This is a genomic window from Bartonella sp. OT172YNZD, assembly GCF_042193725.1.
In the GTDB taxonomy this organism is placed as follows: domain Bacteria; phylum Pseudomonadota; class Alphaproteobacteria; order Rhizobiales; family Rhizobiaceae; genus Bartonella; species Bartonella grahamii_A.
The window spans coordinates 126,653-146,350 of record NZ_JBHILZ010000001.1 but is presented as its reverse complement, the minus strand read 5'-3'; the positions used below and the strand labels follow the sequence as shown (position 1 = coordinate 146,350).

Annotated in this window: 9 protein-coding genes; 4 read left to right on the top strand and 5 right to left on the bottom strand. The window is 37.2% G+C overall.

What is annotated here, in order from left to right:
- Positions 1-193: 193 nt before the first annotated feature.
- The 4 genes from coaBC to gyrB all read right to left on the bottom strand — a co-directional run bounded on the left by coaBC (position 194) and on the right by gyrB (position 6,564).
- Positions 194-1,573, bottom strand: a complete 1,380-nt coding sequence (gene coaBC / locus ACFIJS_RS00545) for a bifunctional phosphopantothenoylcysteine decarboxylase/phosphopantothenate--cysteine ligase CoaBC (protein WP_375648822.1) — start codon at positions 1,571-1,573, stop codon at positions 194-196.
- A 68-nt stretch (positions 1,574-1,641) separates the two neighbouring features.
- Complete coding sequence (ubiB, locus tag ACFIJS_RS00540) at positions 1,642-3,228, bottom strand: 2-polyprenylphenol 6-hydroxylase (protein ID WP_375648820.1); 1,587 nt, start codon at positions 3,226-3,228, stop codon at positions 1,642-1,644.
- A 2-nt stretch (positions 3,229-3,230) separates the two neighbouring features.
- Complete coding sequence (gene ubiE / locus ACFIJS_RS00535) at positions 3,231-4,013, bottom strand: bifunctional demethylmenaquinone methyltransferase/2-methoxy-6-polyprenyl-1,4-benzoquinol methylase UbiE (RefSeq protein ID WP_375648817.1); 783 nt, start codon at positions 4,011-4,013, stop codon at positions 3,231-3,233.
- A gap of 118 nt (positions 4,014-4,131) precedes the next feature.
- Positions 4,132-6,564 (bottom strand): DNA topoisomerase (ATP-hydrolyzing) subunit B, encoded by a 2,433-nt coding sequence (gyrB, locus tag ACFIJS_RS00530; RefSeq protein ID WP_375648815.1) that lies wholly within the window; start codon positions 6,562-6,564, stop codon positions 4,132-4,134.
- 1,457 nt (positions 6,565-8,021) lie between these two features.
- Between gyrB and ACFIJS_RS00525 the strand changes: the two genes are divergently transcribed.
- On the top strand, positions 8,022-8,927 hold the full coding sequence (locus tag ACFIJS_RS00525) for a transporter substrate-binding domain-containing protein (protein WP_375648812.1): 906 nt from the start codon (positions 8,022-8,024) through the stop codon (positions 8,925-8,927).
- An 11-nt stretch (positions 8,928-8,938) separates the two neighbouring features.
- Here the strand turns inward: ACFIJS_RS00525 and ACFIJS_RS00520 are convergent, their stop codons facing one another.
- A complete protein-coding gene (locus ACFIJS_RS00520; protein ID WP_375636377.1) occupies positions 8,939-10,471 on the bottom strand; it encodes a YifB family Mg chelatase-like AAA ATPase in 1,533 nt (510 codons plus the stop codon).
- Between the two features lie 408 nt (positions 10,472-10,879).
- Between ACFIJS_RS00520 and ACFIJS_RS00515 the strand changes: the two genes are divergently transcribed.
- The 3 genes from ACFIJS_RS00515 (at position 10,880) to ACFIJS_RS00505 (ending at position 18,189) form a co-directional block, all read left to right on the top strand.
- Complete coding sequence (locus ACFIJS_RS00515; protein ID WP_375648810.1) at positions 10,880-12,844, top strand: autotransporter assembly complex family protein; 1,965 nt, start codon at positions 10,880-10,882, stop codon at positions 12,842-12,844.
- A complete protein-coding gene (locus ACFIJS_RS00510) occupies positions 12,844-17,502 on the top strand; it encodes a translocation/assembly module TamB domain-containing protein (protein WP_375648808.1) in 4,659 nt (1,552 codons plus the stop codon). The genes ACFIJS_RS00515 and ACFIJS_RS00510 overlap by 1 nt, the downstream gene beginning before the upstream one ends.
- 441 nt (positions 17,503-17,943) lie before the next feature.
- A complete protein-coding gene (locus ACFIJS_RS00505) occupies positions 17,944-18,189 on the top strand; it encodes a hypothetical protein (RefSeq protein WP_375648806.1) in 246 nt (81 codons plus the stop codon).
- Positions 18,190-19,698 lie beyond the last annotated feature (1,509 nt).

The window sequence follows — 19,698 nt, the reverse complement described above, 5'->3', positions numbered from 1 at the left end:
GAATCTTATGATATTTGGGATTCTAATTTAATATGAACAATGCGATATTATCATTATAAACCAGAAATATTATATACTAATTGAGATGGATAGACACCTATTGTCAGTTCTATTTGATAAGGTGTTTAATATTAACGCGTTTGAAGGGTTATTATTTGAAATGGGGTATATTTTCCTCATGAGGAGTAGGTGTCTAGGGGGCAAAAAATGATACAATCATGTCTGCTAATTTTTGCGCTACGTGTTGTTTACTCATATGGGGCCATTGTTCAACTTTTTTTCTACTTACGAGATAAACTTGATTTGTATCAGCACCCATGACACTTGTACCATCTAGTTGAAGAGAAATATCATTAGCAAGAATGAAATCAGCTCCTTTTTCAACACATTTTTTTTGCGCGTTGGCAATGATATCACATGTTTCAGCAGCAAAACCAATGACCAATGAGGGGCGGTTTGGAGCGTGTCCAATCGTTGCTAAAATGTCAGGATTTTCAACCATATGAAGGGATGGTGGTATTTTATGAGCATTCTTTTTAATTTTGTGTAAAGACTGCATTTGACTGCGCCAGTCACAAACAGCGGCAACAAAGATAGCACCATCAGCGGGCAATGCGGTTTGAACGGCTTGTAACATCTGTTGTGCTGTTTCAACATGAATGGTTTTTACTTCTTGTGGGTCTGCGAGATTAACAGGTCCACAAATAAGTGTTACTTTTGCACCCAAATGTGCAAGAGCGGTTGCGATGGCATGACCTTGTTTACCTGAAGACCGATTAGCAATATAACGCACTGGATCAATTGGTTCATGGGTAGGGCCAGAGGTAACGATGAAATGGCGGTCAGAGAGAGGTTTTTCATGCACATTCAAAAGATTCTCTATGGTAGCGACAATAGTTAAAGGTTCGCTCATGCGTCCATATCCCATCTCGTCACGTTCAGCCATATTTCCGATTTCTGGTCCGATGATATGAACGCCATCTGCGCGCAATTGTGCAACATTGCGAATAGTGGCTGGATGCGTCCACATGGACGGATTCATAGCGGGTGCAATCAAGAGTGGACAGCGTGCCGCTAAAAGAATGCAATCAGCCAGATCATCTCCTATGCCATTGGCTATTTTTGCAATACGGTTGGCTGTAGCAGGAGCTAAAATAATCAGGTCAGCATCACGTGCTAATCGGATATGTCCGATATCGTGTTCTTCTTCGCGTGAAAATAAATCAGTATATACAGTACCACCGCTTAAAGCTTCAGCGACTAAAGGCGTAATAAATTTTTGCGCTGCTTTTGTCATCACAACTTTTAAATGTGCTCCACGTTCTTGTAAACGGCGAATCAAATCAAGTGCTTTATAGGATGCAATACTTCCACCAATAATAAGAAGGAGAGATTTTGATTTCAATGATTGCATTTCAACAGCGCTAGCATGAAGGGGTTGTGTGGTGAGAGGAGAGGGATTGCTTAAAAGGCGCCGGACTTCTTCTTCCATAGAAATACCATTTTGCGCGGCGCGTATGCGCAAAGCTTCTTTGGTTTCAGGAGACAGGTTACGAATGGTAATACTGGCCATAAAATACCTCCAAGAAATAAAATGATTTCAATGATTTCATTGTTGATATTTTTAGCATATTAAGGAGATTAGAAAAGGTGAAAAAAGTAAAAAGTAAGACAAGCGCAACAAAGTGCAATAATGAAAAGACTATAACGACCATAACGGTTTCTGTGACTTTGTTCTACAGCAAGTTGTTTGAGGGTAGCAGGAGAAAGATTAAAACCTGTTTTTCTCATTTGATTAAAATCTTCTTCTATTTGTTGGAAATTTTGAACCAATTGTGGTGTTTTGCGTGCCAGCGAAAGGAGAGCTTGTGCTCCTTCACTAAAGTCTTTTGCAACGCCTACGGGTCCTAAATTTTTACTAATCCATTCTTTGACAATGGGTTCAGAAGCTTTCCACATATTAAAAGTGGGGTCTAATGTGCGGGCAACACCTTCCACGACAACCATCGTTTTTTGCAGCAATAAAAGTTCAGGTCGCGTTTGCATGTCAAATAATTCAGTGACTTCAAACAATAAAGTGAGCAATTTAGCCATGGAAATGCTTTGTGCTGATTGTCCGTGAATTGGTTCGCCAATAGCGCGGTTGGCTTGCGCAAAGCTTTCAATATTATGGTGTGAAGGAACATAGCCTGCCTCAAAATGGGCACGTGCAACTCGATGGTAATCGCGGGTAATAAAGCCGTAAAGAATTTCAGCAAGGAAATGCTTTTCTTTTTTTCCAAGCCGTCCTGTAATACCTAGATCAACAGCGACAATACATCCTTTTTCATCTACAAATAAATTACCAGGATGCATATCGGCGTGAAAAAAACCATCACGCAGTGTATGACGAAGAAAAGATTGAATAAGCGTAATAGCAAGCGCCTTCAAATCAAATCCTGCTTCTTTGAGTTTGGAAGTTTCGGATATTCTTATACCATCAATCCATTCCATTGTAAGAACATTACGTCCTGTCCGTTCCCAGTCAATACGTGGAACCCGAAAGCCTGTATCATGTTGAATATTTTCAGCCATTTCAGATATAGCTGCTGCTTCTAAGCGTAAATCCATTTCAAGTCGTGTTATTTGTGCTAAAGTATCCACCACACAAACAGGACGAAGCCTTCGAGAGGCAGGGATATAGCGCTCTTGCAAATGAGCAATGAGATAGAATCCTCTAAGATCTTTAGAAAAACGTGCTCTGATATTGGGACGAATAACTTTTACAGCACATTTTTTCTTATGGCCAGTTTCATCACTGTATTCAGCTGGATGAACTTGAGCAATAGAAGCGGCGGCAATGGGGGGATAAAAATTTACGAATAAATCATCAATAGAGCGACCAAGAGAACTTTCAATTTGAGCAATAGCGGCGGTGCAAGAAAATGTTTGGACGCGATCTTGTAGTTGTGACAAATCTTCCGCAATATCACGCCCAACAATATCAGGCCTTGTGGCAAGAAATTGACCAAGTTTTATGTAAGAGGGTCCAAGCTTATTAATGGCATATGAAATATTTTCAGATCGCTGTTTTTTTTTCGTTTTGCGTCGTGCTAATATACCCGCTATACGATGACATAGCGCTGGAAATCCTTGGAGATCACCATGAGGAAGAGCACTTAAAACACCTTCACGTGTTAAAACCCATCCTGCACGCATCAATTGAAAGTAAGGGGAAATTTGCGCCATTTTTAAATTTTCCAACCTGAATGCAGCGCTGCAATCGCACCGGTGAGATTGCGGTACGATACCCGCGAAAACCCCGCATGCTTGATCATATGGGCAAAATCATCTTGCTTAGGAAATTTGCGGATAGATTCAACCAAATAACGATAAGCATCGCCATCATTTGCAATAAATTGACCCAGCTTAGGGATAGCATGGAAAGACCAAAGATCATAAATTTTATCCAGCAGAGGCATCTCGACATTTGAAAATTCTAAACATAAGAAACGTCCACCGAGCTTTAAAACACGAAAAGCTTCTCTAAGAGCTTGATCAATATGAGGAACATTGCGAATTCCAAAAGCAATAGTGTAAGCGTCAAAGCTTTGATTTTCAAAAGGTAGATTTTCTGCATTGGCTTCAACAAAATCAATCAGAGGGGCAAGACCATTTTTTTGTGCGCGTTTTTTGCCAACGCTGAGCATTGAGCCATTAATATCAAGCACTGTAACATGGGCTTTTTGGCGTGAAGCATTAAGAATACGAAAAGCAATATCACCTGTACCGCCAGCGACATCAAGAACTTTCCAATGAGAAAGTGCTGGTGGGGAAAGCCAAGCAATCATGGAATTTTTCCACACACGGTGTAGTCCTAATGATAAGATATCATTCATCTTGTCATAATTTTCAGCAACAGAATGAAATACACCGTCCACCATGGATTGTTTTTGTGTTTCATCTACTCTTGTAAAACCAAAAGAGTGCTCCATGCCACCCTTGGTTCCTACACGTTCTGTTTCAACTGCCATGCGTATGACCTTCCTTATTTTTCTTTTATCGTAAATGAAATAAAGAGGAAATGTTCAAATACGAAAAAACAACGTATAAAACTGCGACATTTACACAGCTAAAAACAGAAAAGTACCTTTAGATATCAAGATTGGCAACGCTCAAGGCATTGTCTTGAATAAAAATACGTCTAGGTTCAACTTCATCACCCATGAGACGAGAGAAGAGTGAATCTGCATCGGTTGCATCATTAATTTTTACTTGTAAAAGAGAACGTGCATTAGGATCAAGAGTTGTTTCCCAAAGCTGTTCAGCATTCATTTCCCCAAGACCTTTATAGCGTTGAAGAGTAACACCTTTTTTACCGTTTGTAAAAATACTTTCTAAGAGGCTCATAGGACCAAAAATACGCTCTGTTTTATCTTTGCGACGTAAAAGAACAGGAGGATGATATATGTCGATAAAACTTTGGGAAATGCGATCAATTTGGCGTGCGTCAGTTGAATTTATAAGTCCCACATCAAGCGTAACAACATCTTTAACACCACGCAAAATACGCTCAAAACATAAACTTCCATCTGTTGTATATTGTCCACTCCAGCCTTGTTCCATATCATCAGCAATCAGATTAAGGCGGTGTGCTATAGTATCTGCTATTTTTTGCGCTTTTTCTTGTGTTGCAAAGACTTCAAGATTAAAAGCGCCAACAATTGCTGCTTGTTCAATAATATTACGGTTATAACGGGTATGAAGACCATTTAAAAGTTGACGTAATATACGAGCATCTTTAGCGAGTTGATACAAATCAGCTCCTGCACGAACTTCTCCCGTTGAAAGCTCAAGCGTTGTTTCTTCTAATCCAGTATCGATCAAGAATTCTTCAAACGCTGCTTCATTTTTAATATATTGGGAAGATTTTCCACGCGATACTTTGTAAAGAGGAGGCTGAGCAATATAAAGATGTCCACGTTCAATCAACTCGGGCATTTGTCTAAAAAAGAAAGTAAGCAGCAGAGTACGAATATGGGCGCCATCAACGTCCGCATCTGTCATGATAATAATCTTATGATAACGTAATTTATCCGGTGAAAATTCATCTTTACCGATAGACGTTCCAAGAGCTGTAATAAGTGTTCCAATCATATCAGATGAGAGCATGCGGTCGAAACGTGCTCGTTCAACATTGAGGATTTTACCACGAAGGGGTAAAATTGCTTGATTTTGACGTGAACGCCCACTTTTTGCTGAACCGCCAGCCGAATCTCCCTCGACAATAAAGATTTCTGATTTTGCAGGATCACGTTCTTGGCAATCGGCAAGCTTTCCTGGTAGAGAAGTGATATCAAGCGCCCCTTTTCGTCTTGTGAGTTCACGTGCTTTGCGTGCTGCTTCACGTGCTGTTGCAGCTTCTACCACTTTACTAATGAGAAGTTTTGCCTCATGAGGATGTTCTTCCAGCCATACTGAAAGACCTTCATTGACCAAATTTTCAACAATAGGGCGCACTTCAGAAGAGACTAACTTATCCTTTGTTTGTGAAGAAAATTTCGGATCAGGAACTTTGACAGAAAGAATAGCTGTTAATCCTTCACGGCAGTCATCACCGGTTAAGTTCACTTTTTCTTTTTTAGCAATACCTGAAGATTCAGCATAGCCATTAATTTGGCGCGTAAGGGCACTTCTAAAACCTATCAAATGAGTTCCACCATCACGCTGAGGAATATTATTGGTAAAACACAAGACCTTCTCATGATAGGAATCATTCCACCATAGGGCAACATCAACGCTCATACCATCCTTTTCACTTGCAATGTAAATAGGATTATCAAGCAAAGCTTTTTTTGATTGGTCAATATATTTGACAAACTCCGTTAATCCACCCTCATAATGCAATTCAACTGATTTAATATCAGCATGACGCTCGTCAACAAGAAGAATATAAACTCCAGAATTTAGAAAGGCTAATTCCCGTAAACGGCGCTCCAAAGTTTCAAAATCAAACTCAACCATAGTAAAAGTTTCAGAACTTGGTAAAAATCTGATTTCTGTTCCACTTTCTCTATCGCAATCGCCAATAACTTTTAATGGAGCATCAGCTACCCCGTGGGTAAATGATATTTCATGAATTTTACCATTTCGTCTGATTTGCAATTTAAGCCAAACGGATAATGCATTCACAACAGAGACGCCAACACCGTGTAATCCACCTGAAACTTTATAAGAGTTTTGATCAAACTTTCCGCCGGCATGAAGCTGTGTCATAATAACTTCAGCTGCAGAGACACCTTCTGTTGGATGGATATCTGTCGGAATTCCACGTCCATTATCACGAACAGAACAAGAACCATCAGTATGGAGTGTGACGTTTACAAGAGTAGCATGACCGGCTAAAGCTTCATCGATAGCATTGTCTACAACTTCATAGACCATATGGTGTAAACCCGATCCATCATCAGTATCACCGATATACATACCAGGACGTTTGCGTACAGCATCAAGACCTTTGAGAACTTTGATAGAAGCAGCACCATAATCATCGCTTTGTGCCGCTAAGGTTATTTCATCACTCATAAGTTAGTCCATTCCTGTGTTCAATTTACAATATTTTATCTGCTTTTTAAAGCTCAATGTTCTGATCAGTTATTTATGGAATAACCACATTAAACATTTACCGTATATCAGAACTAGATTCAATATCTGTCGATATATAAGAAGAGAATGATGAAATGAGATTATACTGTTATGTCGTAAAACTTCGTCATTGAGGGCGGTGTTATAAGGAAAGTAAGCACTGCTTTGATACATTAAGTATTTTTAAAGTGCGTGGTGAATATTCGGAGAAGGATTTATTTGTATAACCTTTAGTTAAGTGAATCGCATGAGTGGATAGCTCCGAGGAATTAGCCGAGAGAAGCAGAACTGTTTAGACGCCAACGCTAGTAGGAATCTTTTCCTTTGAGGTGTAGGGATGAGGTCACTCAAGCTTTACACTTGTGCGAAGAGTAAAATATTATAAATTATCTTATCATGAGATAATAATAAATTCTTATATTTTTATAAACACTTTTGACTTATACAAAAAGTTATTTCATAAAATAATGCTATTTATTTTGTTTATTTTTGCATATGCGTAATGTTCCAAAATTAATTATACATTTTTATGTTACACTAACAAAGGTCTTAATTGTTTTATCCATCAATCAATTTTCAATTCTAATGCTGCCGTATATTTAAAACAAAGGTTACAAGCTCTCTAAGCAGCTCAAACTTTTTTATGTTAGATTGAGGCAAAAATATTGTGTATACTGGTTTGTGCCATCTTTAAAATGTGGAAAATATAAAGGCGTAAATGTAAAAACATGTTTCCACTATCGTTCTTGTATTCAGTTTTACAACTTTTAAAAACGTCCACGGCAATGTTTTAAAATAAGGTGATGACGCATTATCTTACGTTTTAGTTTTTCTCATTCCTATGATGGAGGCTAAGTTCCTCATTTAAAACAAAGCACCATTGCGCTATTATTCACGCGCTTTTTTAAGAAACATCTCTCAGTGTAAAATACCCTATGAATACTACAAGATTCATGTCCCCTATCTTGTCCATCTTGACAATAAGGTGCAAACCAGCAGCAGCATTTTATTTTCCAGCTCTTAAATGTTGATACAACCTTAATGTTGAGAAAACCCCCGGCATTTGAAGGGTATTTTTATTCTTTTCTTCAATAGTATCTATATATTCCCGCTGGTTGTGATGCGCAAGAAAATGGTTTTGATATTTTCAATATAAATAGATTTGAAATAAAGTTTTTTATTCAACATATAAATAGTAAATTATCATTACAAATCATTGTCTTAATATTTTAAGATATGCGGGATATTTTGATAAAATGGAGTGTGCCACTAAAGAGTGTATAGCTTATTTCTCTAAGATTACTTTTTATTTATTAAACGCCAGATATTTTGGTGCAGTGCGTTAGATAATAGTTGAGAAGAATTGCATCTTAGTTTTGAAAAATGGGGGAGAGATTTTGAAAATAAAAAAATCTATATATGTAAAACATCTTCAATTGCGTTTACGATACTTTTTATTCAATAGTCCATATAATATTTTTATTCGTATTTTATTTGTAGTAGGGGGTGTTCTATTTTCCTCTTACGCAGAAGCTGAAAGGCTGCCTTCTTTTTTTGATTCGCATGAACATTTGGTACAACCTGATACAACGGATATCTTTCGTTTGCGTTTTGTAACAAGTTTTGATTTTCCTCCTTTTAATTTTATTGATCAATCGGGGTATCTTGCAGGTTATAATATCGATTTATTGCGCGCTATTTGCTCAAAATTAAAATTAGAGAAGCTTTGTGAAATAGAAGTGATTCCTTGGAAAGAGCTTGTAGAACATGTTAAAAATGGTGGTGCAGAAGTCATTATTGCGGGTTTAAAAGAAACAAGTAAAACCCAGCAAGATCTGGTTTTTACAAAGTCATATTTGCGCTTTCCAGCGCGATTTGTTGCTTCTCGACGTTTAAATCTCGATGAGCCAATAAGCGATCAATTGGTACATTTAACCAGTGGTATTTTGTCTAAAAGTGTTCACGAAAAACTCTTTCAACATTATTTTCCTAAAGCCAAATGGCAAGGGTTTAAAAAGAGAGAAGAGCTCTATAAAGCATTACAAGAGCGTAAAATTGACCTTATTTTTGATGATGGATTTGCTTTATCATTATGGTTCAAAAAACAAAAATCTGTTGATTGCTACCATTTTGTTGGGGGGGCATATATGGCGCCACAGTTATTGGGGCAAGGAATGCAGCTTGCTGTTGCAAAAAAGAATGAAAAATTGGTTGATATACTCAATTATGCGCTGAAATCTCTAGAAGAGGATGGTAAACTTACAGAACTTTATTTGCGTTATTTTCCAATAAGTTTTTATTGATGAGTAGTTTTTTAATTAAGGGCTGTTAATCTTTCTGCGCCTAGTCGATAGGAAATAGCTTCTGCGAGATGATAGCGTGAAAGAGTATCTGATCCGTCAAGATCAGCAATTGTGCGTGCAACTTTGAGAATGCGATGATAAGCGCGTGCAGAGAGGTGCATTTTTTCACTCACATCTCGTAAGAGTATGGTCGCACTTTTATCAGGAATGGCAATCTGTTCTATAATTTTGGCAGGGCAATCGCCATTGGTACGAATATGATCAAACCCCATTGTTGAAAAACGTTTAGCTTGAATGGTACGGCACCGTGCGACGCGTTTGGCAACGTCGCAGCTTTTTTCTGATTGTTCTGGTTGCATAAGGTCTATAGCCGTCAAAGCAGGGACATCAATCCGTAAATCAATTCGGTCAAGCAGAGGACCAGAAATACGGGACTGATAATCGATTTGACAGCGTATCCCTTTAGGGCAAACATGGTCTTTTTCGCCTGCCATACCACAACGGCAAGGGTTCATTGCGGCAATAAGTTGGAAGCGAGCAGGATAGCTAATATGGTGATTAGCGCGGGCGATAACTGACACCCCACTTTCTAAAGGTTGACGAAGAGAATCAAGAACCTGTGGAGAAAATTCAGGCAATTCATCAAGGAATAACACACCATTATGAGCAAGGGAGACCTCTCCTGGTCGTCCTTTAAGCCCTCCACCAATCATTGCGGCCATGGAAGCAGAATGATGTGGGGAACGAAAGGGGCAATGAAGTGAAATGGTATTATGAACCGTTTCTCCTGTAATAGAAGCAATCAGAGAGACATCTAAAAGCTCACGGCTATCAAGAGGTGGCAAAATGGAAGGTAAGCGTTGCGCTAGCATAGATTTTCCAGCACCAGGGGGACCTACAAACAAAAGGTTATGGCGTCCAGCAGCACAAACTTCTAAGGCACGTTTGGCTGTTTTTTGTCCTTTGATTTCGCAAAGATCTGGAAGTCCAGTTTCGATAGTATATTGGCGCGGTTGTGGACGTTTTTGAATTTGGGTTCCTTTGAAATGGTTGACTATAGTGAGCAGAGTCTCTGGGGCAAGAATATTTATTTCTGCATTTGCCCATGCTGCTTCAGGTCCACATTGGAAGGGACAAATCAGTCCTTTATCGAGTGATAAAGCTGTCATGGCAGCTGGTAAAACACCATTAACAGCGGTAAGTGAACCATCCAGTGATAATTCTCCTAAAATGATATAGTCTTGAGCTACTTCGGGAGGGAGGATTCCCATAGCAAGCATTAAGCCTACAGCGATTGGCAAATCATAATGCGATCCCTCTTTAGGCAAATCAGCTGGTGCAAGATTAATCGTAATTCGTTTAGTAGGCATAGAAAGTCCACAAGCGTGGAGGGCTGCTTGTACACGTTCACGGCTTTCTGCAACTGCCTTATCAGCTAATCCAACAATAGCCATTCCTATTTTACCAGACGAAATCATAACCTGTACATCGACAGGGACTGCTTCTAGACCGCGAAAAGCAACAGTTGTAATACGTGCGATCATTTATTTATTTTCCCCCTTTAGACTTGGTAGAGACAATCATATCTATTTATAAAAATCAAGAAGCATCTCTATAGCTTTTTTTATAGAGAGAACTATATACGTGGGCAGTTTTTTAGCATTCCCATGGAAAGTCATTTGTACAAATTTAACCATGATGATATGGGACGCAATAAAACATTTATAATAAGCTAAATAAATATGTTAAGAAAAAAAGAATGAGGCTGTTCGTGTTATACAACAGTGCAGAATTTTATGAAAATATAAGGGGAGGATAACGTTATGTATCGCAGAGCGTTATTTGATGTGATAAAACGTGTAAAATGTGCAAAGTAATTATATTTACCTTTCTTATTTTTATATTATTTAAAGCGTAGTAGATGCAAAGTGTATTATAAGGTATCTGATTTTATGGTATACCAGACAAGAATTTTGTTAAAATCAGGGACTGTGCGCTGTGTATTTATAGGCTTGTGTTTTGCTTTTTCTTTTCCACAGCCACTTGCTGCATTTGATTTTTTCGGCATCCCTCTTTTTGGTCAAAAGAAAACAAATTCTTCTTCACATTATGCCAAAAGTACAGAGAAATTTTATAAAGTTGATGTTGTTGCACCGCCAGGTGCACCATTAGAAGGTATAAAAATAGTTAAATCTGTTTCTTCTCTTGTTGCTGATAAAGAGAAAGCATCCGCCAGTTCTTCTGGTTTGCTCGCCAAGGCGCGTTCAGATTATCGAGCAATTCTTTCTGCTCTTTATGCTGATGGACGCTATGGTGGTGTTATTAGTATTAAAATTAATGGCTTAGAAGTCGCTGATTTAAGTCCGGTAACTCAACTTCCAGCACGGTCCAATATTGTTATTACAATTAATGCTGGTCCACAATATGTTTTTAGTATTGCAAATATTGATAAAGTAGCTCCGTTTGAAAAACGTAAAGCGCATAAAATGCCTACAATTGAAGAATTGGGCTATAAAGTTGGGGCTATTGCTAAATCTGAAACCATTTTGAAAGCAGAAAAATGGGCGATAGAAGGATGGCGGCAACAAGGTTATGCTAAAGCTAAAATTATGAAGAGTGAGGTCGTGGCTGACCATGCTGCGTTGCGTGTTGAAGGACGGATTCTTGTTGCTCCTGGACAAAAGGCTTATTATGGTCCTTTAAGTGTGCGTAATATAAGTAAGAAACCACGTGTAGATTCAGCTTATATCGCGTGGATGACCGGATTGAAACCAGGGCAGATATACGATTCTGATGCGTTAGCTAAGGCAAATGAACGTCTTGCGCGCTTTGGTGTTTTTCGTGCTATCAATATACGTGAGGCTGATACTATTAATCTAGATGGTAGTTTACCGCTTGCACTTGTTGTACAAGAACGTAAACCGCGTCGTTTTGGTGTAGGCGGTAGCTATTCAACTTTAGACGGTGCTGGTTTTGAGACTTATTGGATGCATAACAATCTTTTTGGTCATGCAGAGACTCTTAAAATTGAAACAAAAATAAGTGGTGTTGGTAGCAATAAAAAGCAATCATATAATTTTAAAAATTTTGATTATCTTTTCGGTGGCACATTTGTAAAGCCCGGTGTACTCACGCCAGATACAGATTTCAGGTCAGAATTAAAAATACAACAAGATGTTTTAGAAAATTATACGACAAAAGCCATTAAAGGAAAATTAGGTATTACGCATATTTTTAATGGTAATCTATCGGGACAGGCTGCTGTAGAAGTTTCAAATGGTTATTCACGTGATATCTATTTGGGGAGCCGTAATTTTACAACAATCGGTTTCCCTAGCGGTTTGATTTACGATAGTCGTAATAATAAGTTTAATGCAACAAAAGGTTTATATGGTGAAGTTTTCATTGAGCCTTTTTATGAGATGCGTTTTAGCAACTTTGTTGCAAAAGTAACAGCAGAAGGTCGTTCTTATTGGGCGTTGGATGAAGGGGATCGTTTTGTTGTTGCTGCGCGGGCAAAGCTTGGTACAATTCTTGGGAATGATACAGCACAAGTACCCGCAAATACGCTTTTTTTTGCTGGTGGCGGGGGCTCTGTTCGTGGTTATGCTTACCGTAATATTGGTATCAAAACAGAAAATGATGGGGTTGTTGGTGGACGGGCGCTTATTGAGGGGTCAGCAGAATTGCGTGTTTCTTTAAATGATAAAATAGGGTTTGTCAGTTTTCTTGATGGAGGTTTAGTAGGGGAAAAGGCGAATTTTGATTTTTCTCAAAAAATTAAATGGGGAGCCGGTATAGGAGGTCGTTATATGACGGGTCTTGGTCCTTTACGCGTTGATTTAGCCTTTCCTTTAAAGAGAGAGAAGGCTGATCCTCGCATTGGTTTTTATGTGGGTATAGGGCAAGCATTTTAATGAAAAAAGGTGTACGTTTATCAGCTTTCTTCTTTGTATTTTTGTTTTTTGGGGTGGGTGGTTTTGTTTTTGCGCAAAGAGGAGATACTCTTCCCTCTAGCGAAATGAAGATAGATGATCGCTCATGGTTTGTTTCTTTAATTGAACGAAAGCTTTCAGCACCCAATCGTCAAGTTCGTTTACACAATATGCAAGGGACACTGTCTTCTCAAATATCAATTGATGCTATTACTGTCAGTGATAAAAAAGGGGTTTGGCTTAAAATTACCAATGCTAAAATGGATTGGAATCGTCTAGCGTTGCTGAGAGGGCGGATGGATATTAACCAGCTTTCGGCAGAACAGGTTACATTTTTACGCAAACCGCAAGGCAATACTTCTTTTGTTTCTTCCCTGGAGACGGGTAAGTTCTCTTTACCAAAATTGCCGCTTGCTCTTTCTATCAATACGCTCACAGCTCAACATGTGACATTTGAACAGAATCTTTTTTGTTTTTCTGCTGATATGTCCTTAAAAGGTAATTTCACTTTAGCTAGTGGTAATTTTGATGTCGATATAGTGGCGCATCGTTTAGATGCACCGGGTTCTTTTTCTGTTCTCACCAAGATATCTGATAGTAATCGTACAGCTCAAATTGATATTTCTGCTAATGAACCACAAAATGGTATTTTGGCGAATATTTTTAACATTGAACAACGCCCAGCATTAAATCTCGTCGTGAAAGGCAATGGTACTTTTGATGATTTGGTTATCAAACTTTCTTTAGAGTCCGATCATCATTCTATTTTAGATGGTAATGTTATTCTTGCAAGTGTTCCAGAAGGACACAGTTTTTCTACGAAACTAGAGGGAACGCTGAGCCATTTAATACCTTCTCAATATCGTAGTCTCTTCGAATCTGATATAACATTAAAAGCAAAGGCAAGAAGAACAAAAGAAGGTGTAACACACCTTGATCAGATGGTTATTCAGAACAAAGCAATGAATGTTATAGCCAATGCTGAAATAACCGCCGATGGATTCTTGCGACGGCTTTTTGTTGATGGCAAAATGGCTCTTGATAACGAAAAGGAGTCTGTTCATTTACCTATATCAGAAGTGCCAAAACCTGCGAATACTCTTGCTTTGAACATTGACTATGGTCGCGAAGGTCAACAATCTTGGAATGGGCGGTTGGTTGTAAATCATTTAAGCAATAAAAATATTTATATTCGCGATGCAATTTTTGATATGGGAGGAGTAAGCGAAAATCTTGATAATGCAGCTTCTCGTCATGTTGGTGTTCAGGTTAAAGGGACGCTTCAAGGGGTTAAAAAGATTAAGGGAGCGTTAGTAGAAAATTTAAGCCAAGCGGTTCATGTGCATTTAGATACGGATATTGTTTCGAACAAACCAATTTTGATTCATGATCTGAGTGTTACGGCTCAGGGTTTTTCTTCTTGGTTAAAAGGAACAATGGAGAATTTTGTTTTTAAAGGTGATCTCGGTTTAAAAGCTCAAACATTAACTCCTTTGGAAGTGTTCAGTAAACAATCACTTTCTGGTAGTGCAGATATTAAAGCCAAAGGAACGATCAGTTTATTGAGTGGTATTTTTGATCTCCAATTATCAGGAATGGCTGATGATGTGAAAATAGGCGTGCAGCCTTTTGATCGTTTATTCAAAGGAAACATTACTCTTTCAGGTGGTGCTACTCGAAATACGAGGGGTTTCATTTTTCGTCATTTTAATTTGAAAAATCAATATACAAACATAGAGGCTAATGGTTATTTTTCAGATGAAAGCGCTAAAATGGATTTATCTGCTCAAATATCTGATTTGTCCAAATTAGATCCAAAGATAAGCGGTGCGCTTACAATTCAAAGTACGGCGAGAGGGCGCAATAGCCATATAGAACTAAATACACGTGCCCATATTGCTGAAGCATTAATCGTAGGGAAGAAACTTCAAAACACAACATTTAACATAGATGCACTTGTAGATAATACAGCACCAGTTACTGCTTTAACAGGGGTGGTAAAAGGTGAAGGGATTTTTGCTAAAAAACCTTTGCATTTATCGGCCTCTTTTAAAGATTCTCATAAAATTCGAAAACTTGAAAATATCGATATTAGAGGGGGAAGTGCAAAAATAACGGGTGCTCTTTCTCAACAACTTGGCGGTTTTTTGAAAGGAGCGCTGCATATTGATGCCGATGATATTTCCATACTTTCAGCGTTATTTTTGCAGGATGGTAGTGGAAAAGTAAAAGGAGATTTTATTTTTGATGAACACAATGGCAGACAAAAAACCAATGTGAAGGCGTATGTTCGCCATTTGAATTTTTCCAAGAATAAAATAAAAAAATTGGCAATAGATGCTGACATATTCGATCCTTTTGGCATGATTCAGTTTGAAGGAGTTATCAATGCAGAACATATTCAAACACCTTTGATAATGGTCAATCGTTTAAATGCTCATGCCGATAGAAATAATGGGCAAACGGTTTTTACTGTCCAAGCGATGTTGCATGATACTCTCAATACAAAGCTTTCTGGTCGTTTAATGGTTGAGGAACTTCCAGAAAGTATAAAACGAGAAGTGCAAATTGAAACTGTGGACCTAAAACAATACACGTTTCATGCAACATTGCCGAAACCATCCATAATTGCTTTTGATAAAGATGGAATGACAATCAATGAATTAAGAATTGCAATAAATGGAGGCAACATCACCTTAGCAGGGAATATTCAAGATACTCTGAATTTGCAACTTACAATGAATGCACTTCCTGCTACTTTAGTCAATCTGTGGAAATCCGATCTTGGAGCAGCAGGGAGTGTAACAGGGCGGGTTATGATTCGTGGTCATTTAAAAAAACCTGATATAACTTACGATATAAAAGGTGAGGGACTGACAACCGTTGCTTTTCAAGATAAAAAAATTATGCCTTTTTCTCTTTCTGCTACGGGGAAGACTTTAGATCAAAATCTTACTTTGAATGCAAATTTAACAGGAGAAGGAGTACAAGCACAAGCTCAGGGGCATGTATCTCTAGAGAAAAATACGCTTGATCTTCATATTAATTTGCAAAATTTATCTGCACGTTTAGCGAATGGTTTTATTGCAGGACAAGCATTTGATGGGACAATGATAGGAAAAGTGGATATTGGCGGAACAATGAAGGATCCATCTGCTCATTTTGAGCTTTTTAGTCAAAATTTAACTGCTATGACGCATAAAGGACCAATGTCAATCAATATAAATGCTCGTGGTTCTTATAAAAAATCGACATTTCATATTGAAAATATGATAGCTACTGGAGATAAAGGATTAGATCTTTCCATCCATGGGCCTGTATCTCTTAATGGTTCAGAGGCAAAATTAAACGTTAAAGGGATAATGCCTCTTGATTTTGTTAATCTCTTATTAGCCAAGCGTGGTGCACATATAACGGGTACAGCAAGAATTGATACAGCTCTTAATGGGGCGTTATCAAAGCCACAATTGATAGGAAATATTTCTATAGGCGACGGTAGCTTTTTTGATTCACAAACAAATGTAGGATTGAATAATATAACGCTTGAAGGCAAATTGAGTGGTGATCATCTCCTTATAGAGAAAGCTTCAGCTTCTTCGTTTGAAGGGGGAAGGATTTCCGCTTCAGGTCGTATCTCTAATGGTCTAGAGACAGATTTGATATTTCATCTTGATAATGCCAATTATAATGATGGTTCTATGATTCTGGCAACATTATCAGGTGAGATGACAATGACAGGTCATTTTTTAAATGATCTTGTTCTTGGTGGTGATATCATCGTTGAAAAAGCTGAAGTTTTTGTTCCTGATCATTTTAAAAGTGCTAAGTTTCTTGATGTTAGAAATAAGAATTTAACTAAATCGATTCAAACAACACTTAAACGTGCTGATGTTAAGAACACGAACAAAAGCAAAAGCCGTATAGTTACACCAGAATCTTCATCTGTCGTGCTATCAAATATGCGTATTACAGCACGCAATCAATTTTTTGTACGCGGAAAAGGGTTAGATGCTGAACTGGGAGGACGCATTAATCTAGCAGGTCCATTGAATGATGTGCATCCAGTTGGTGAATTTAGAATGATTCGTGGACGTTTTGATATTCTTTCGCAACGTCTTAATTTTGATCAAGGGCAAACGAGTTTTAGCGGTAATCTTAATCCTACGGTTTATTTTGTAACCAATAATAATAGTGGTGATATTCAAGTCACTGTAACTGTAAGTGGGACGATTGATAATCTTGATATTAATTTTTCTTCACAACCGAATTTGCCTCAGGATGAGATCTTGGCACGTTTGATTTTTAATCGCTCTCTTAATGAATTATCACCATTTCAGATTGCTCAACTTGCAGCAGCAGCGGCTGATCTTACAGGTGCTTCTAATACATCTTTGTTGAATACTTTACGAACTAAAATTGGGCTTGATGATCTTGATGTTATCGTTAATGAGAAGGGTAATACAGGCTTACGTATTGGACGTTACATACACAATAATATTTACTTGGGCTTTGAAGCAGGGTCTGATGGAACGACGAAAGGGACAATTAATTTAGATATTTCGCGTCATCTCAAAGCTAAAGGTGCCATAGGAAATGAACAAAATTCTAGTATTGGTCTCTTTTATGAAAGAGATTACTAAAGATTGGATTTTAAAAAAACAATTTCTTCGTTTTTTGTCTCTCATTTCTAAATCTGCGGAAGGAGACATAGACTAGAAATCCTATAAAAGAAGAAGCTTTTTGTTGAGGCATAAAGAGATATATCTGAAATATTCGATTTTTATTTATGCTATTTTCTAAAGGGACAAAATCTTCACGAAAGACAGTATGTTATTTTGCTGTTATATATTTATGAGAAATAACTTACCTTGTTCTCAAACTCATCTCGTGCTGTTGCCTAAAGAATGAAATATATGCAATATATTGATTTATAAAGATAATTTATCGTTATTTAACTTGAATTAGAACTTTGAATATCGTATAATTCTTTCATTTCGGCTTTCTCTCATGTTGAATCAGTCAAAATCATTCGCTTTGCATGTTAAAAGCGGAGAATCCTGTGTGGATAGAACTATTAAGAAATGACTAAAAATGCTTCTTATGAACCATCTTCGAGAACTAAGAGCTGTCGCAATATTAGGGGCTGGCAAAACAGTGTGAATGCCAGCTTTTTACTCTATAAGCGTAAGGATAGGGGGCTTAATGGATTTATCGTTATACAATTCACGGATGTTATCGCGAAATGGGCTTGGGGAAGGACTTTGAGAGAGGTCTCTTTAAAACAAGCCCGTGAATTTGCAAAACAATGGCATTCTGTTTTTACGTGAAGAGTGTGATTTCATTAAAGAACGCGATAACAAAAGCGTGAGGCAAGCGTAGAGTTCATAAGATATCGATTTTATTTTCAAACGCATTTAAAGCAATATTTTTAATAATAAAAATTACCTATTATTTTAGATTTTTGTTTATTGTTTTTTTGAGTGAGGTCACTTTTCTTATAATGAATAGCTCCGCCAAATAGAATACTACAAAATATAACACTACTGTGTTGCAAATTCATTTTCTTATTTTAAAGAAACGTTTTTCAGTGTTGCGCTTGAGCCTATTTCATAAGATTGCTTGTGAAATGGTATAAAGTATCTCTTATGAATGGTATAAAATCCATACTACCGTTATTAATAAAGGCATAAGTATTAATTAAAGATATAAGCCGGCACCATTCTATTTTCCAGCTTCTCATGTTGCCGACAATTTTTTCACTTGAAAGCGTAGAGGTATTTTTATTGCTTATCTTAAGAGTTTTTATGCATACACCAATATCTCTTATAACGTACAACAAGTGCTTTTGATTGATTCATCATAAATATAAAAAAATTTGCAGTAAGAAAATTACATCTTATCTTTTATTTAAGATATTATGATTATAAATAAAAGTACTAAGATGCATGCCAAAAGATATTTTTTGTAAGAATATTTATTAGAGTTAGTATGTTTTAATTTTCTATTTAGGCGGTTAAAAGAAAGACGAATGTCATTTTACTTTTCATCTGTTTTTTTGCATATTTGAAATCATAGTCTTAATATAAGCACTAACGTTGTGCATTTATAAACTTTTCAAGAAGTTAAGGTATTTGAGGAATATCACTTTAATTCTAGATGTAGAAAAAACAGCAAAGCTTGCTTTAAAGCAATCTACAACAGTAAAAAAGTTTTATAATAAATTCTCTCTTATTTTTTCAATGTTTTTCTTTTACGCTGCGTATATCTATAATTTGCAGCAAAATTTATAATTGTCAGCTTATCCTGTTGTACCATAAAAGACCGACATTTGAGGTGTGGTAACATAAGGCATGTAAGCCTTTTTGACAAAGTATTTTGAAAGCACGTGGTGAATATTTAAGGTAAGCCTTGTATAAGTGAATCACATAAGTTGTTATCAAGTGAAACGAACTCAATAAAAATCTAGATTGTTTACAAATCGGATTGGGTAGAATCTTTATCCTTTAAGATGTGTGGAGAAAAAATTGTCAGTGTAGGGATAAACACGGATAAAGGTTGTATTAATCCAGATTCATCATCATAATCCGCGGCAATTTTTTCAAATCTTGATGCTCTCTCTTTTAGGATTCACAACACTTATGAATGTTTCAACACTTATTTGAGGAAGAGAAGGGGTTTTTGAAGTTTCATTGTTAAAGTCAATTGCATTCAATAAAATAGCGAGTAAAGTTTTCATCTAAATCCAAGAAGTTTATTTTCAATAAACCATAAATTCTTTGCCAATTCTTGATTGAAGTAATACTTTTGCTTGGTAACAAGCCTTTTTTATAAATGGA

Excerpts from the sequence above, each read along its gene's own strand:
- ubiB (WP_375648820.1), bottom strand. The coding sequence starts at position 3,228 with ATGGCGCAAATTTCCCCTTACTTTCAATTGATGCGTGCAGGATGGGTT.
- ACFIJS_RS00515 (WP_375648810.1), top strand. The coding sequence starts at position 10,880 with ATGGTATACCAGACAAGAATTTTGTTAAAATCAGGGACTGTGCGCTGT.
- ACFIJS_RS00520 (WP_375636377.1), bottom strand. The coding sequence starts at position 10,471 with ATGATCGCACGTATTACAACTGTTGCTTTTCGCGGTCTAGAAGCAGTC.
- ACFIJS_RS00505 (WP_375648806.1), top strand. The coding sequence starts at position 17,944 with ATGACTAAAAATGCTTCTTATGAACCATCTTCGAGAACTAAGAGCTGT.
- ACFIJS_RS00510 (WP_375648808.1), top strand. The coding sequence starts at position 12,844 with ATGAAAAAAGGTGTACGTTTATCAGCTTTCTTCTTTGTATTTTTGTTT.
- ubiE (WP_375648817.1), bottom strand. The coding sequence starts at position 4,013 with ATGGCAGTTGAAACAGAACGTGTAGGAACCAAGGGTGGCATGGAGCAC.
- gyrB (WP_375648815.1), bottom strand. The coding sequence starts at position 6,564 with ATGAGTGATGAAATAACCTTAGCGGCACAAAGCGATGATTATGGTGCT.
- coaBC (WP_375648822.1), bottom strand. The coding sequence starts at position 1,573 with ATGGCCAGTATTACCATTCGTAACCTGTCTCCTGAAACCAAAGAAGCT.